The sequence below is a fragment of the Microbacterium sp. WCS2018Hpa-9 genome, assembly GCF_031843745.1.
GTDB lineage: Bacteria > Actinomycetota > Actinomycetes > Actinomycetales > Microbacteriaceae > Microbacterium.
Genome location: NZ_JAVTIY010000001.1, coordinates 380,210 through 394,453, shown reverse-complemented (window position 1 = coordinate 394,453; position 14,244 = coordinate 380,210). Strand labels below are relative to the sequence as shown.

Annotated in this window: 14 protein-coding genes and 2 tRNA genes; 7 read left to right on the top strand and 9 right to left on the bottom strand. The window is 66.6% G+C overall.

Annotated elements, in window-relative coordinates; genetic code table 11:
• Positions 1–102 precede the first annotated feature (102 nt).
• Positions 103–174 (top strand) — tRNA-Gln (locus RQG82_RS02055).
• 52 nt (positions 175–226) lie between these two features.
• Here the strand turns inward: RQG82_RS02055 and RQG82_RS02050 are convergent.
• Entirely contained in the window at positions 227–1,129 is a 903-nt protein-coding gene (locus RQG82_RS02050; protein WP_311257465.1) for a hypothetical protein, read from the bottom strand.
• 203 nt (positions 1,130–1,332) lie between these two features.
• Between RQG82_RS02050 and RQG82_RS02045 the strand changes: the two genes are divergently transcribed.
• Positions 1,333–2,292, top strand: a complete 960-nt coding sequence (locus RQG82_RS02045; protein ID WP_311257464.1) for a DNA topoisomerase IB — start codon at positions 1,333–1,335, stop codon at positions 2,290–2,292.
• A gap of 6 nt (positions 2,293–2,298) precedes the next feature.
• On the opposite strand, the gene RQG82_RS02040 is transcribed toward RQG82_RS02045, so the two are convergent.
• Together RQG82_RS02040 and RQG82_RS02035 are read right to left on the bottom strand one after the other, a co-directional pair.
• Positions 2,299–3,156, bottom strand: coding sequence for a 3-hydroxyacyl-CoA dehydrogenase (locus RQG82_RS02040; protein ID WP_311257463.1), 858 nt, complete (start codon positions 3,154–3,156; stop codon positions 2,299–2,301).
• 35 nt (positions 3,157–3,191) lie between these two features.
• Positions 3,192–3,638, bottom strand: coding sequence for a MarR family winged helix-turn-helix transcriptional regulator (locus tag RQG82_RS02035; protein ID WP_311257462.1), 447 nt, complete (start codon positions 3,636–3,638; stop codon positions 3,192–3,194).
• Between the two features lie 82 nt (positions 3,639–3,720).
• Between RQG82_RS02035 and pepN the strand changes: the two genes are divergently transcribed.
• Both pepN and RQG82_RS02025 read left to right on the top strand, forming a co-directional pair.
• On the top strand, positions 3,721–6,204 hold the full coding sequence (gene pepN / locus RQG82_RS02030) for an aminopeptidase N (RefSeq protein ID WP_311257461.1): 2,484 nt from the start codon (positions 3,721–3,723) through the stop codon (positions 6,202–6,204).
• A 266-nt stretch (positions 6,205–6,470) separates the two neighbouring features.
• A complete protein-coding gene (locus RQG82_RS02025) occupies positions 6,471–7,505 on the top strand; it encodes an SMI1/KNR4 family protein (RefSeq protein WP_311257460.1) in 1,035 nt (344 codons plus the stop codon).
• A gap of 202 nt (positions 7,506–7,707) precedes the next feature.
• Here the strand turns inward: RQG82_RS02025 and RQG82_RS02020 are convergent, their stop codons facing one another.
• Positions 7,708–8,610: an aminoglycoside phosphotransferase family protein gene (locus RQG82_RS02020; protein ID WP_311257459.1), complete on the bottom strand. Its 903-nt coding sequence runs from the start codon at positions 8,608–8,610 to the stop codon at positions 7,708–7,710.
• A gap of 2 nt (positions 8,611–8,612) precedes the next feature.
• Positions 8,613–9,251: an MBL fold metallo-hydrolase gene (locus RQG82_RS02015; protein WP_311257458.1), complete on the bottom strand. Its 639-nt coding sequence runs from the start codon at positions 9,249–9,251 to the stop codon at positions 8,613–8,615.
• A gap of 153 nt (positions 9,252–9,404) precedes the next feature.
• Here RQG82_RS02015 and RQG82_RS02010 point away from each other — a divergent pair.
• A tRNA-Glu gene (locus tag RQG82_RS02010) sits at positions 9,405–9,477 on the top strand.
• Between the two features lie 94 nt (positions 9,478–9,571).
• Here RQG82_RS02010 and RQG82_RS02005 read toward each other — a convergent pair.
• From RQG82_RS02005 to RQG82_RS01995, 3 genes are read right to left on the bottom strand one after another with little or no spacing between them, the layout of a single operon-like run.
• On the bottom strand, positions 9,572–10,657 hold the full coding sequence (locus RQG82_RS02005) for a DUF4349 domain-containing protein (RefSeq protein ID WP_311257457.1): 1,086 nt from the start codon (positions 10,655–10,657) through the stop codon (positions 9,572–9,574).
• Complete coding sequence (locus RQG82_RS02000; RefSeq protein ID WP_311257456.1) at positions 10,654–11,211, bottom strand: RNA polymerase sigma factor; 558 nt, start codon at positions 11,209–11,211, stop codon at positions 10,654–10,656. Before RQG82_RS02000 ends, RQG82_RS02005 begins: the two co-directional genes overlap by 4 nt.
• 59 nt (positions 11,212–11,270) lie before the next feature.
• Complete coding sequence (locus RQG82_RS01995; protein WP_311257455.1) at positions 11,271–11,912, bottom strand: TIGR00645 family protein; 642 nt, start codon at positions 11,910–11,912, stop codon at positions 11,271–11,273.
• Between the two features lie 182 nt (positions 11,913–12,094).
• Here RQG82_RS01995 and RQG82_RS01990 point away from each other — a divergent pair, with 182 nt between their 5' ends.
• Positions 12,095–13,099, top strand: coding sequence for a TerC/Alx family metal homeostasis membrane protein (locus tag RQG82_RS01990; RefSeq protein ID WP_311257454.1), 1,005 nt, complete (start codon positions 12,095–12,097; stop codon positions 13,097–13,099).
• Positions 13,100–13,110: 11 nt separating this feature from the next.
• Here the strand turns inward: RQG82_RS01990 and RQG82_RS01985 are convergent, their stop codons facing one another.
• A complete protein-coding gene (locus RQG82_RS01985) occupies positions 13,111–13,704 on the bottom strand; it encodes an LON peptidase substrate-binding domain-containing protein (protein ID WP_311257453.1) in 594 nt (197 codons plus the stop codon).
• Between the two features lie 36 nt (positions 13,705–13,740).
• Between RQG82_RS01985 and RQG82_RS01980 the strand changes: the two genes are divergently transcribed.
• Complete coding sequence (locus RQG82_RS01980) at positions 13,741–14,238, top strand: DUF427 domain-containing protein (RefSeq protein WP_311257452.1); 498 nt, start codon at positions 13,741–13,743, stop codon at positions 14,236–14,238.
• Positions 14,239–14,244: the final 6 nt, after the last annotated feature.

Sequence of the window (14,244 nt, the reverse complement as noted above, 5' to 3'; positions counted from 1 at the left end):
AGCGGTCAGCGGGCGACTCGCCCGGACGGACCGTGGCGTTTTGGCATTAGGGCCGCGGCTCGGGTAAGCTTGACTCTCGGTGCGAGACTCCGGTTTCGCCCTTGGGGTATGGTGTAATTGGCAACACGGCGGTTTCTGGTTCCGTTGTTCTTGGTTCGAGTCCAGGTACCCCAGCAAGACAAAAAACCCCGCTCAGGCGGGGGTTTTGTCGTTTCCGGTCGAGTGTCTACTCGCACTCTCCGATGAAGCCGAGGTAGCACACCGCTTCGTGGGTGACAGCGGGCTCGTAGTCGTCGTTCGAGACCTGGCGGGTGTCGATTTCGGGCGTCTGATGCAGGCTCCCATAGCTGCCGAGCGTTGCGACGTAATAGCCGTCGCCGTCCTGCGCCTTCATCTCGTCTATCGCCGAGCTGTACTCCGTGCACAGGAGGGTCGCGGTCTCGGTGAGCTCGACATCGACGCACGCGGCCGTATAGGTCGCGACCATGAGGTTCGTGCAGTCGGTCCAGTCCTGGTTCACCGTGCACGGATTCACGTCATCCATCGTGACGTCGACGCGACCGGTCTCGTACTCTTCGCTGCGGAAGGTCTCGGGCTGCTCAGGCACATCGGTCTTGGTCCAATGGCGTGCTGTGGCGAAGGCGAAGATCACGACGATGGCCGCGATCAGCAGCAGGGCCCCGAGGATCGACAGAGTCACCCACAGTCCGACCCGCTTCTTCTTGCCGGGTCGGCCGTCGGGCGCGGGCTCGTACCCCGGATAGGCGGGAGAACCGACAGGGGCGCCGTCCTGCGCGGGATAGCCGGGAGCCGCGGCGTAGGCCGGAGCCGCGGCGTATGCCGGCGGCGGTGCGTCGTAGGCGGCCGGAGCCGCGGCGTAGGCGGGCGGCGGTGCGTCGTAGGCGGGCGGCGGCGCGGCGTAGGCCGGCGGCGGTGCATCGTAGGCCGGGCCTGCGGGCGGTGGGGGAGTCGTCGGCTGCGTCGAAAGCCAGTACGCGTACCAGCTCTGAGCGGAGGCCGGATCGTCGGCCACCTGCTGCGCTTCGAGGTCGGTGAGCTGCACCCCCAAAGCGGCCCGCTGATCTGCACTGGTGAGGGACGTGCGGAACTCCTCGAATGACATGGCCATAGTGAAGAGGATGACAGACCGCGGTGCGCCCCGACAATCCGATTCTTGGGCAGGGGTCCGAGGGGTTGGCGTCGAGGAGGCAGTCGGCGTCGCCTAGCACCTCGCCCCGGCGTCGCGCCATGCCCTTCACGCCTCGCTTCTCGTCGGCCATCGTGATCGAAAAGCACCCCGTGCCGGACGCGGCGTGACGGAGAGGACGAGAAATGGCGCTCACGAGAGTCGTTCCGGGCGAGACGCCAGGAATCCGCCGCATACGATCCGGGTCGGGGTTCCGATACGTCGACGCCGGCAACACCCCGGTCGCCGAGCCCGACAGGGAGCGCATCCGCGACCTCGCGATACCCCCGGCGTGGAAGGACGTGTGGATCGCCGCGGATCCGCTCGCGCACATCCAGGCGGTCGGCACCGACGATGCCGGACGACGCCAGTATCTCTACCACCCGCTCTGGCGCACGGGGAGGGACCAGCGCAAGTTCGCCCGAGCGCTCAAGCTCGCAGCGGCGCTGCCTGCGGCCAGGGCCAAGGTCACGCGCGCCATCGGCGAACCGGGACTGACCCGAGAGCGGGCACTCGCTGTCTCCTTCCGACTGCTCGACGACGCGGCCCTGCGCATCGGCTCCGAGCGCTACCTCGTGAAGCACGGCAGTCGAGGGCTGAGCACTCTCCGGCGACGGGACGTGCGCATCGACGGCATCGATGTGGCCCTGAGCTTTCCGGCGAAGAGCAAGCAGCTCGCCGCGATCGAGATCACCGACGCCGCCCTCGCCGAGGCGCTGTCTGAGTTCGCCGTCGGCTCGCCCAAGGCACCGCTGCTGGCGTACCGCAAGGGCCGCCGCCGCGTGCGCCTGACATCGAGCGAGGTCAACGACTACCTTCGGCAGGTCGCCGGGGCGTCATTCACCGCCAAGGACTTCCGCACGCTGCACGGCACGATCCTCGCGGCTGACGCCCTCGCAAGGATCGGTCGACTCGAGACGAAGAACGAGCGGCGGCGTGCCGAGCGCCTCGCCGTGCAGGCCACGGCGTCAGCGCTCGGCAACACCCTCGCGGTGGCCAGAGGGAGTTACATCGATCCGCGTGTGTTCCGCCTCTACGCGCGCGGTCGCACCCTCGATCTCACGGTGTCGCCCGAGACGGCGATCCGCAAGCTCCTCGGGCGCTGAGGGGATTCAGCTTTCTCGGGGGTAGGTGTAGAAGCCCTCGCCCGTCGCCACGCCCAGCTTGCCCTTGTCGATGTACTGCTCCTTGAGCAGCTCGGCGAAGCGCTGCTGCTTCTCGCCTCCCATGCGGGAGATGTTGTATGCCGTCGTCAGCCCGACGATGTCGTAGATCTCGAACGGGCCGGCCGGGGAGCCCGTGCCGATCCGCCACGTCGCATCGATGGCCTCCGGTTCCGCGATGCCGTCGACGACCAGCTCGGCTCCGGCCTGCAGGAAAGGCACGAGCAGCGAGTTCAGCAGGTACCCGGCCTTCTCCTTCTTGATCTGGATCGGGACCATGCCGATGCGGGTCGCGAACTCGACGATCTTCTCGTAGACGGCGGGGTCGGTGGCGGGCGTCGCCATGATCTCCGCGGTGTTGTGCGACCAGATCTCGTTCGCGAAGTGCAGGGCGAGGAAGCGGTCGGGGCGCCCCGTCGACTCTGCGAGCGCGCTGGGGAGCAGAGTCGAGGAGTTCGTCGCGAAGATCGTCGTGGCCGGTGCGGCGTCGGCGAGAGTCCGGTAGATGCCCTGCTTGAGCTCGAGGTTCTCCGGCACGGCTTCGATGATGAGGTCGGCCGAGGCTGCAGCCTCCGCGAGGTCGGAAGTGAGCCGGATGCGGCCGATCGCCGCCTGCGCGCCGCCGTCTGCGGCGTTCTCGACACCATCGGCGACGTAGCGCACGGCAAGACGCTCGAACCGCTCGGCCGCGCGGTCGAGCGCAGGCTGATCGATGTCGTAGGCGACGACGTCGAAACCGTGGAAGGCGGTCTGGAACGCGATCTGCGATCCGAGTACGCCGGTGCCGAGAACAGTGATGTTCTTCATTTCTCTTCTTCCTCTGATGGCCTTGTGGGCCGTGGTCATGCGGGGTCGTCGCCTCTGTCGAAGCGCTGGAGGTCGTGCGCGAAGCGCTGCACCTCGGCATCCGTCCACTGCGCGAGGTGCGAGTCGATGACGCCCTGCAGTGATCGCAGTGTGTTGCGGAAGGCCTCCTCGCCCTCGGCGGTCAGCTCGAGCGGACGGCCGCGCCCGGGGGCTGAAGGCATCTCCTGTACGAGGCCGAGAGAGACGAGTGCCGAAAGCTGACGCGACACGGTGGACCGGTTGAGACGGAACATGCGGGCAATGTCGGTCGAGCGGATCCCTGGTTCGTCGGCGATCGCCATGACGATGGACTGGTCGGTGATCGACAGCCTCGGTTCTTCCGCGCGGGCGTCGACGAGGCCGCGGCGCGTGATGGCGACGAGAGACCGCAGGACGGCGGCGCTGTCGCTGAGGCGTCCGTGTGACTCCCGGTTCTGTTGCATGACGCAACTCTACGCCTTTCTGTTGCGCAATGCAACGCAAGGTACGTGCTGGTGCATCGGTCTCAGATGGAAGGATGGAGGCATGGACACAGCCAACCTCTCGCGAGAGGAGACCGCGGCGCGATCCGCTGCCGTCTCCGTGCGCAGCATCCGCGTCGAACTCGACCTCACGGGTGCACCCGAGCGGGCGCGCAACGGGTTCTCCACGATCACGACGCTGGAGTTCACCTCGACGGCGCACTCGACCTGGTTGGACTTCATCGGAGAGAGCGTCGCGAGAGTGGTCGTGAACGGCGTCGAGCGCGACGTGGTCTACGACGGCGCGCGCATCGAGCTGCAAGACCTTGTCGACACCAACGTGGTGCGTGTCGAGGCGGTCGCAAGCTACAGCCGGTCCGGCGAGGGGCTGCACCGGTTCCACGATCCCGTCGACGACCGGACTTATCTCTACACGCAGTACGAACCGGCCGACTCTCGACGAGTGATGGCGTGTTTCGAGCAGCCCGACATCAAAGCGCCATACACCTTCGTGATCGATGCTCCCGCGGGCTGGGAAGTGCTCTCTAACCAGGTCGCGGCGACCGTCGACGCCGGAGTCGGGGTGCAGCGCGTGGAGTTCGCCCCGACGCTCCCGATCTCGAGCTACATCACCGCCGTCGCGGCGGGGCCGTACGCCCGAATCGACGGCGAGTGGGAGCGTGACGACCAGCGCATCGCGCTCGGCGTGTTCGCACGACAGTCGCTCGCGCAGTACCTCGAGTCCGACGAGATCCTCGAGATCACGCGCCAGGGTCTCGACTTCTTCACCGATGCCTTCGCCTACCCCTATCCCTGGGGCAAGTACGACCAGATCTTCGTGCCCGAGTACAACCTCGGCGCGATGGAGAACCCTGGACTCGTGACGTTCACCGAGTCCTACCTGTCGCGGGGCGCCGCCACCGACGCCCAGCGCGCGGCCCGCGCGAACACGATCCTGCACGAGATGGCGCACATGTGGTTCGGCGACCTCGTGACCATGAAATGGTGGGACGACCTGTGGCTCAAAGAGTCCTTCGCGGACTACATGGGCTCGCACGCGTCGGCGGTGGCGACCCGCTTCCATGACGCGTGGGTCAAGTTCGCCGCCAACCGCAAGGCGTGGGCGTATCAGCAGGATCAGCTGCCGACCACCCACCCGATCGTCGCCGACATCACCGACCTCGAGGCGGCGAAGCTCAACTTCGACGGCATCACCTATGCCAAGGGTGCCGCGGTGCTGAAGCAGCTCGTGGCCTTCGTCGGCGACGACGCGTTCTTCGAGGGTGCCCGCAGGTACTTCGCCGCGAACGCCTTCGGCAATACGACTCTCGACGACTTCCTCGTGCAGCTGAGCGCGGTCTCCGGCCGCGATATGACCGAGTGGTCGCAGGCATGGCTGCAGACGACAGGGGTCTCCACGCTGCGGCTCGATCGAGAGGCCGACGGCAGCGCCACGCTCGTGCAGAGCGATCCTCGGCCGCATCGCCTGCGGGTCGGGCTCTATCACCGCGTCGACGGGCGGGTGGTCCGTCGCGACCAGATCGCGCTCGACATCCGCGACGAGCGGACACCGATCGACGTCCCGGTCGCCGACCTCGTGCTGCTCAACGACGACGACCTGACCTATGCCAAAGTGCGGCTCGACGACGCATCGCTGACGACGGTGCAGGAATCGCTGTCTTCCATCGACGATCCCCTCGCGAGGGCCGTCGTCTGGTCGTCGCTGTGGAACGCCACGCGTGACGGCGAGCTGACGGTGGCGCGATACACCTCGATCGTGCGCGCACATGCGCCGCACGAGTCGAACATCGGTCTGCTCGCAGGGATTCTCGCGAATGCCCTCTTCGCGATCCGGCACTACGCGAACGACCATGAGCGACAGAGCGAGCAGCGGGCGTGGGTGGAGACCGCGTGGGCTGCGCTGCAGGACTCCGATGCCGGCAGTGATGCCCAACTCTCGTGGGCGCGCGCTCTCGCGTCGGCGTCGGCGTTCGACGACGTGCACGCCGCCGAGGTCCGCGCGCTCCTGGGCGGCGATGCCCCCGCGGGGCTCACCATCGACCCTGATCTGCGGTGGCAGCTGCTGACGGCTCTCGTCACGACAGGACACGCGGGGGCCGATGACGTCGCAGCCCAGCTGGAGTCCGACGACACCGGAAGCGGTCGCACGGCCGCCCGCAGGGCACTCGCCTCGCAACCCGATCCCGCGGTGCGGGCCGCAGCCTGGGACGCGGCCTGGAACGACGGGTCACTCAGCAACGACCATCTGGATGCCGTGATCGCGGGCTTCCGAGCAGGTGGACGAGGTGATATCATCGCGGGGTTCGACGCGGAGTACTTCGAGAGGATCGGCGACGCCTGGGGTGCGCGGAGCATCGAGCTGGCTCAGCGCCTGGTCGTGGGGCTGTTCCCGGCCTCATCGACGCTCGATCTCGTGGATGCGTGGCTTGCCGACAACAGTGCGGCACCTGCGGCGCTGCGCCGGATCGTCATCGAGCAGCGCGATCACCTGGCCCGAGCGCTGCGCGTCCGAGCTGCGCAGAGCTAGCCCGCTTCGACCTGGAACGCTGCGGCTGCCTCAGCTGCTTTCACCTGAGGACCGCGACTCTCATCTCCGCGTTCATGCGCCGGGAGTGCTCAAACTGCTCTTCGCGAGGGATCAAGCGATGGCAGGGCGTCGCGTGAGATTGTCAACCTGATCCGGGACCAGTCTGTCACTCTGATTCAGGACCGCCCCGGACCGGATGGTTCATCTTCTTGCGGCTGTGAGCGCTTAGCCTGTGAGACAGGACACTGCTTGAGCGAGGGGGAGAGATGGATCGCATCTTCAGCGATGACGACCTGGCGGGGCTGTTCGATGACCACGCTTACGGGTTCGAGAGCTATACCGAGGCGGCACCGTCTGACGAGTTGATCGCCGAAGTCGAGACGGAGCTCGGCTACCGCCTCCCCGCGGCATACATCGAGCTCTGCCGCACGGTCCGCAACGGCGGCACGCTGGACCGCAGCTGCTTCCCGACTACCGGCGTGCACGTCTGGGCGGAGGACCACGTCGCCGTCACCGGGCTGTACGCGATCGGACGAACATCGCACTACTCGCTCCTCGGCTCTATGGGATCGAGGTTCATGGAACAAGAGTGGGAGTACCCCGCCATCGGGGTCTACTTCGCCGACACGCCAACGGCCGGCCACTCCGAGTTCGCCCTCGACTACCGGGAGTGCGGTCCGCAGGGTGAACCCGCGGTGGTCGTCGTCGACCAGGAGGACGAATACCGGGTCTCCTCTATCGCGAAGGACTTCGCGACCTTCATCCGCGGTCTCGTGTCCGAGGAGGAGTTCCAGCCCGATCCGGAGGAGGAGCGGGCCGAGTACCTCGCGATCGTGAACGAGGGATCCTTCTCGCCGATCGTGCAGCGCGGCATCGACGCCATTGCCGAAACCCTCCCAGGTGCGGGCGCCGCCGTACGCGAGGTCGGTCGCCGGATCGTGGCGGACAAGGGATTCTTCTCTCTGCACGCGGACGCGAACTCCCACCTGATGTACGCGGCGATGTTCCTCTTGTACTCGACGCTGACGACCGCTCGGTCGCGCGACGAGTTCATCGACGGGGATCCGGATGCCGTGGAATACTCCGTGCCGTGCTATCGCCTGATGCTCCCGGTCTCTTTTGTCGCGGATCGCTTCGGCTTCACGACAGGCGGGTGGGCGCGCGACTTTGTCGCCGACTGGTGGGATCAGTCGGTCGAGAACGGCTCGATCGTCGAGACGCCGGACGGCTTCCGATACACCACGGACACCGAGGCCGGACTCGTGCGCATCCTGCGCATGCTCGCGAAGACGACCACCTGAACCGGACCTCCTTGGCCGTTTCTCAAGCACCCCAAGCAGAGGGGGCGGCCCCGCCAGCCTCCACCAGAGATACAGGCGACACGCGACGACGCGAAGCAACTTCATCGACCACTATCGCAAGCCACCGGAGAGCTGAGCGGGCTCATCGCGGGGCCTACTCGCGAGGCTCGATGTATATGGGATCTGGACCTGGTGAGATCTCTCAGCGCCCGTCCCATAGCTGAGAGTAGCCCGCGTCGAGCTCGTCGGCGGTGCTCGCCCCCACGGCGAAGTACTCGGGTTGGTCGTCGCTCTGGGTCAGGAGAATCAGGGCGATGTACGCCGCCCACGCTCGCGCGCGAACCCAGGTGGCATCGTCATACCGAGATCCGGTCGCTCTGCGGAACACCTCGCGACCTTGGGCGTCGAAGAGCATCCACGACGAGGCGAGATCGTAGGCGGGGTCGCCGACCGTGACGTCGCCGAAGTCGATGAGCGCAGCGAGCGTGCTGTCCTCCACCAGCAGGTTGCCCGGGTGCAGGTCACCGTGGATCCAGACCTGCTCTGAGCCGACCGGTGCGGCGAGACCTGCGACCCAGGCGTCGCGGAGCGACGTGCGGTGCCTGAACGCGTCGAGTCGAGGCCGTATCGCATCGTCTCGGGTGCTCAGGGCGCGTCCTCGCACCGGGTTGCGGGGAGCGTCCGCCGGGGCCGGGGCGTGCAGTGCCCTCAGGGCGTCGGCGAGTCGTGGTGCCCACGCCGTGTTGTCCGATCGGGAAGAGGCGAGCGCTGTCGTTCCGGAGATCCAGGGGACGACCGACCAGGGTCGCGGAAACAGCTCGCTCGGTTCGCCGGAGATCAGCGGCACGGGGGTGCGGATGCCCACGGCCGCCAGCGCCGGGCCGATCGCGGGGAGCGCGCGTTGCTCGTTCGTGATGAGGGATACGGCGAGCTCGCGTCGAGGCAGTCGTACGACGAGCTCCGAACCGAGCCTCCACATCGAGTTGTCCCAGCCATCGGCGAACAGCCTCAGCGGCAGCGCGGCGAGATCAGGGCTGGTTCGCCGGAGGAGGTCTCGTACGCCGTTCTCATCGAGGGAGTACTCGGCGGAGGGGGAGTCCGCCACGGTCAGATGTCGAGCGAGTCGCCCGGTTCGAGAACCGAGAACTCTCCGCCGCCCTGCTCGGTCGCCCACTGCAGCCGCTGGCGGTGCATAGTCTTGCCTGCGACCGACAGGGTCATATCGTGAGTGCCGAACGCCCGACGCGGGTTCACCGCGAGGACGTAGTCCATGGCCTCGCCGATCTTCAGCCAGGGCGCTCCGAGCGGAGCGGCGAGGGTGCCGACCTCGACACCCTCGGGAACCGCGTAGGAATCGCCGGGGTAGTAGAAGGTGTCGTTGACCAGCACGCCCACGTTCTCGACTGTGGGCAGCGACGAGTGGATCACTTCGTGCGTGCCACCGAAGAATCGGAGCGTGAACGCGCCCACCGTGACGGTCTCTCCGGGAGCGACCTCTGAGATGTCGTAGCCGTCAGCCGCACGGGCGACGGCCGCCGGTGCGTAGATCGGAGTGCCGGGTGCGGCGCGGAGTATCCGATCCAGGTGCTCGGGCGTCCAGTGGTCGGGGTGCTCGTGGGTGATCACGACGGCGACGAGACCCGAGAGATCGCTCAGGGGGGCGGTGAACGAACCCGGGTCGATCAGGAGGATGTCATCGCCCTGCTGGATGCGAAGAGCGGCATGTTCGAATTTCGTGATGCGCATGAGGCGAGTCAACTCCTTCGCAGCCTCCCTGGCAAACCGCCGAGCCAGTGCGCCACGCCCGGGAATCGACGACGGCTCGGCTCGATTTGGCGGCGCGAGAATCGTCGTGGCATACTTGTACAGTTGTCGCGGCACGGAAACGTTCTGCCAGACGGCCCCATCGTATAGCGGCCTAGTACGCTGCCCTCTCACGGCGGTAACGCGGGTTCGAATCCCGCTGGGGTCACAACAAGCGAAAGCCCTCGGTTCTCCGAGGGCTTTCGTCGTTCCCGAGTGAATCCTCGGTCTGGCTGCCGCGATCAGCGACAGCCAGACCGAGCTCAGTCCGCGTTCGAGCTCGCACTCGTGGCGGCGGCGCGACGGGAGCGGCGCGACCGACGGACGATCCACACGATCAGCACCACCACTCCGGCCAGGGCGAGCCACGGCAGGATGAATCCGACGGCGACCACCAGCGCGTTCAACGAGACAACGAGGCCGTTCCACCCGGCGAGGAGCCCGTCCGAGAACCCGGCGGGGTCGGCGGTGGTCGGGGCTGCGGTGCGAGTCAGCTGAACCGTGAGACTCGACATCGCGACCTGGTCCTCGAGCGATGCGAGCTGCTGCTCGTACGACTCGAGCTGCCCCTGGCGCTCTGTGAGCGCGACCTCGGCCTCGATGAGTTCCGCGACGGTGCCCGTCTGGGACATCAGCTCGCTGAGTCGCTGAACAGATGCCCTGGTCGCATCGATGCGGGCGCGCAGGTCGATCGCCGTCGAGGTCACATCCTGCTGCGAGATCGAGGAGGAGAGCACTTCTCCCGATTCGGCCAGTTCGTCGATGACCGCGGGAAGGTCGGCCGAAGGCACTCGGATGCTGATCCAGCCGTAGCCCGAGTCCGTCGGCACGGGCGCGGAGGTGTCGTCGACGGCGACGCTTCTGCCGATCTCGGTGCTTTCGACATAGCCGCCACGCGATTCGGCCAGTGCGCCGATCGTGTCGGCGGCGTCCGCGATGTCCTTCACCTCCACTGTCGCGTTGGCGGTCGCGATGATCTCGCGATCAGTCACTGCGACATCTCCGGCCGCCGGCGCAGACTCGGCCGAGTCCGCGCCGGCGGGTGCGCCCTGGTCGGCAGAGCCCGAGCGTGACTCCTCCGTGACGATCATGTCTCCGCCCTCGGCCGTGCTCGTCGCCGAACCGCCGACCGCGGTGAGGATCGGGGGAGTGACGAGGACGCCGACGACGAACGCAGCCGCGATCCCCGCGCCGGTCATCCATCGACGCCGGCGGTGCCGAGCCCCTGCCGCGGCTGGGGCCTGCCGTGGCCGCTCGGCGGCGATGTCGTCGAACACGGCTGATTCGATGCGGGCCACCGCGGCATCGGTGAGCTCGGGCAGTTGCTCGGTGCTGGGTGTGGCGTTCATGCGTCGCTCGCTTCCTTCACGGCACCGCGTAGTCGGGTGCGGACTCGGGAGAGACGGTTCCGAACGATGGCGTGGCTCACGCCGAGCTCTTCAGCCGCGGCCTGGTAGGCATAGCCTTCGGCGGCGCAGAGTCGGAAGATCGCTCGGTCGAGGTCGCTCAGCGTGCCGATCTCGGCGGCGATGCGCTCCGCGAGGTCTGCGGTGATCACCTGCTCCTCGACGCTGATCGTCGAGGGCAGGGCATCGTCCACCGCATCCGTCGTGTGGGCTTGGTCGCGCCTGCGCTGGCGAAGGCGATTCGCAGCCTGGAAGCGGCAGATCGTCGCGAGCCACGGGAGGATCGAGTCTCCCTGCAGCTCGAACCCCGGCAGCTTGCGCCATGCCGTGACGAAGGTCTCCTGCGTCACATCCTCGGCATCCGCGGGGGAGCCGAGCATGCCGTGCGCGATCCAGTAGACCGGGCGGACATACGAGCGGTACAGCTCGCGGAAGGCGCTCTCGTCACCTGCCGCGGCCTGAGCCGCCCATTTCTGATCACTCGTCTGCACTGGCATCCCGATTCCGTTCGGTGTCTCTCACCTGGAAGTGTCGGAGGGTGCCCCATCGTCTCAGATCAGTGTGCGGGCTGCGCGTGCGCCTTCGCGAGCGTCTGCTGAGACATGCGGTCGATCCAGGCGAGTGCCACTGCCGACACGATGAACACCATGTGGATGACGACCTGCCAGAGCACGCCGATGGGGGTGTACTTCTCGCCGTCCGTGCTGATCCCGTTCTCGCTCATGCCACCGACCTCGATGAAGGTCTTGAGCAGGTGGATCGATGAGATTCCGATGATCGCCATCGCCAGCTTCACCTTGAGAACGTTGGCGTTGACGTGCGAGAGCCACTCGGGCTGGTCCGGGTGGCCGTCGACGTTGATGCGCGAGACGAACGTCTCGTAGCCGCCGATGATCACCATGATGAGCAGGTTGGCGATCATCACGACGTCGATCAGACCGAGCACGGCCAGCATGATCACCGCTTCGTCGAGGTGCGAGATGTCGTGGATGACGCCCTCGATGAGGTGCCACAGCTCGACCATGAAGACGATCACGTAGACGAGCTGCGCGACGATCAGCCCCAGATACAGCGGGGCCTGCAGCCAGCGGCTGACGAAGATGAGGGATCCGATCGCCCGAGCCCACGAATTCTGTGGCCTGGGGGCGAGGGGAGGGATGCCGTTCGGGGCGGTGTCTGGGTGCGAAGTCGAGGTCACGTCGACTATTCCACCGCGGCCCTTTCGCTCCGCTAACATTGGTGACGCGAGAGGGAGTATCCCGCAAGCGCATCCACCGTCATCACGAGTACCGACATCGCTGCTCCGGTCGTGCGACGCACTCTGTGCGTGGGAGAGACTTTCGGCCTTCCTCCGACCCTCCCGAAAGGTGCTGTACGCCCTTGGACATTCCCGTCTGGTTCGAGATCACCTCGATGATCGTCCTCACGATCATCCTGATCGGCGACCTGCTTCTGATCCGTCTCCGTCCCCACATCCCCTCGACCAAGGAGTCGACGCTGTGGGTCGTGTTCTACGTCGGCCTCGCACTGCTCTTCGCGGTGCTCCTCGGAAGCGTGTCCGGTTGGCGCAACGCGGGCGACTTCATCACCGGCTGGGCACTCGAATACAGCCTGTCGATCGACAACCTGTTCGTCTTCGTGCTGATCATGGCGCAGTTCGCCGTCCCGCGACGCCTGCAGCAGCAGGTGCTGATGGTCGGCATCATCATCGCGCTCGTCCTGCGCGGTGCGTTCATCCTCGTCGGTGTGGCGATCGTCGAGAACTTCTCGCCGATCTTCTACATCTTCGGTGCGTTCCTGATCTACACCGCGATCAAGCAGGCGATGCCTGAAGGCGAGCACGAAGACGATGTGAAGAAGGAGAACTTCATCGTTCGGCTGCTGCGGCGCCGGATCGACATCAGCGAGGAGTACGACGGATCGAAGCTGCGCACGACCGTCGACGGCAAGCGCATGTGGACGCCGATGGTCATCGTGTTCATCACGATCGGTGTGACCGACCTGATCTTCGCGATCGACTCGATCCCCGCGATCTTCGAGATCACCACCAACGGGTTCCTCGTCTTCGCCGCGAACATCTTCGCGCTCATGGGGCTGCGTCAGCTCTACTTCCTGCTCGGCGACCTGCTCGATCGCCTGCGCTACCTGCATTACGGCATCGCCGTGATCCTCGGCTTCATCGGCATCAAGCTGATCCTGCACGCTCTGCACGAGAACGAGCTGCCCTTCATCAACGGCGGCGAGCACGTCGAGTGGGTGCCCGACATCGACAACATGGTGTCGCTGGGGGTCATCGTCGTGTCGATGACCGTCGCGACGGTCGCCAGTCTCATCGCGTCGTCGCGCGAGAAGTCAGCGGCGAAGAAGGCAGCGATCGTCGAGTGAGTGCAGCCCGCTCACTCGGCTGACCAGAGAAGCTCCGCTTCGAGGGTGAGGTCGATGACCTGGCCGAGCAGGGCGCCGAGTGAGTTGGACTGCAGCAGGGCGTACTGGTCGTACTCGCCCAGCGGTGCGATCGCGGCGAGCTGCCAGGCCGCGGCGAGCGGGTCATCTGACAGTTCGGTGTCGGCATCCCACGGCGAGTCCACGCGCGCGAGGACCCGCCGTACGATCGCCTCTGCTTCGGTGCGCAATGGCGTGAGGGCGTCGTTCCATGTCAGCTCGGGCAGCTGTGTGACCTCTGCGCGGGGAAAGGGCGCATCGTCGAGCCACTGATCGACCCTGAAGCGGGCTGTTCCGACCGCGAGGGTGTGCAGCACCTGGGCGTCCGCCGCCACGCTCACCAGCCTGGCCATCGTGCCGATCCTGCTGCGTCGATCACCGCCCCCGACCTCGTGACCGCGCTCGATGAGCACGACGCCGAACTGCGGGTCGTCGTCGTCGAGCAGGTGCCCGATCATCGTCAGGTACCGCGGCTCGAAGACGCGGAGCGGCAGCGGAGTGTAGGGAAACAGCACCGAGCCGAGCGGGAACATCGGTAGTTCAGCCATGACCCCAGTCAACACCGCGCAACGTACAGTGAACAGATGCGCAGACCTCAGCCCATCGCCCCATCGCCCGGCCAGGAATCCGTGTGGGACTATCCGCGGCCACCCAGGGTCGAGAAGGTGTCCGAGCGCGTCACCATCCGCCTCGGCGGCGATCTCGTCGCCGATACGCGGGATGCCGTGCGGGTGCTCGAGACGAGTCACCCTCCCGTGTACTACCTTCCGATCGCCGACTTCGTCGAGGGTGCGCTCTCGGATGCCCCTGGCTCATCGTTCTGCGAGTTCAAAGGCGCTGCGCGCTATCTCGATGTGCGCGGTGGAGACCTGGTAGCGGCCGGTGCGGCATGGAACTACCCGCATCCTTCGCCCGGTTTCGAGATGCTGCGCGACCGGGTGGCCGTGTATGCGGCACCGATGGATGAGTGCATTGTCGGTGACGAGGTCGTGGTTCCGCAGCCGGGCGGCTTCTACGGCGGCTGGGTCACGTCGTCCGTCGTCGGGCCGTTCAAGGGCGTGCCCGGCTCCATGGGCTGGTAGAGCCCG

Coding starts and splice junctions, on each gene's coding strand:
- RQG82_RS02025 (WP_311257460.1), top strand. CDS start 6,471: ATGGATCGCATCTTCAGCGATGACGACCTGGCGGGGCTGTTCGATGAC.
- RQG82_RS02005 (WP_311257457.1), bottom strand. CDS start 10,657: ATGAACGCCACACCCAGCACCGAGCAACTGCCCGAGCTCACCGATGCC.
- RQG82_RS02040 (WP_311257463.1), bottom strand. CDS start 3,156: ATGAAGAACATCACTGTTCTCGGCACCGGCGTACTCGGATCGCAGATC.
- RQG82_RS01980 (WP_311257452.1), top strand. CDS start 13,741: ATGCGCAGACCTCAGCCCATCGCCCCATCGCCCGGCCAGGAATCCGTG.
- pepN (WP_311257461.1), top strand. CDS start 3,721: ATGGACACAGCCAACCTCTCGCGAGAGGAGACCGCGGCGCGATCCGCT.
- RQG82_RS02035 (WP_311257462.1), bottom strand. CDS start 3,638: ATGCAACAGAACCGGGAGTCACACGGACGCCTCAGCGACAGCGCCGCC.
- RQG82_RS02015 (WP_311257458.1), bottom strand. CDS start 9,251: ATGCGCATCACGAAATTCGAACATGCCGCTCTTCGCATCCAGCAGGGC.
- RQG82_RS02000 (WP_311257456.1), bottom strand. CDS start 11,211: ATGCCAGTGCAGACGAGTGATCAGAAATGGGCGGCTCAGGCCGCGGCA.
- RQG82_RS02050 (WP_311257465.1), bottom strand. CDS start 1,129: ATGGCCATGTCATTCGAGGAGTTCCGCACGTCCCTCACCAGTGCAGAT.
- RQG82_RS02045 (WP_311257464.1), top strand. CDS start 1,333: ATGGCGCTCACGAGAGTCGTTCCGGGCGAGACGCCAGGAATCCGCCGC.
- RQG82_RS01985 (WP_311257453.1), bottom strand. CDS start 13,704: ATGGCTGAACTACCGATGTTCCCGCTCGGCTCGGTGCTGTTTCCCTAC.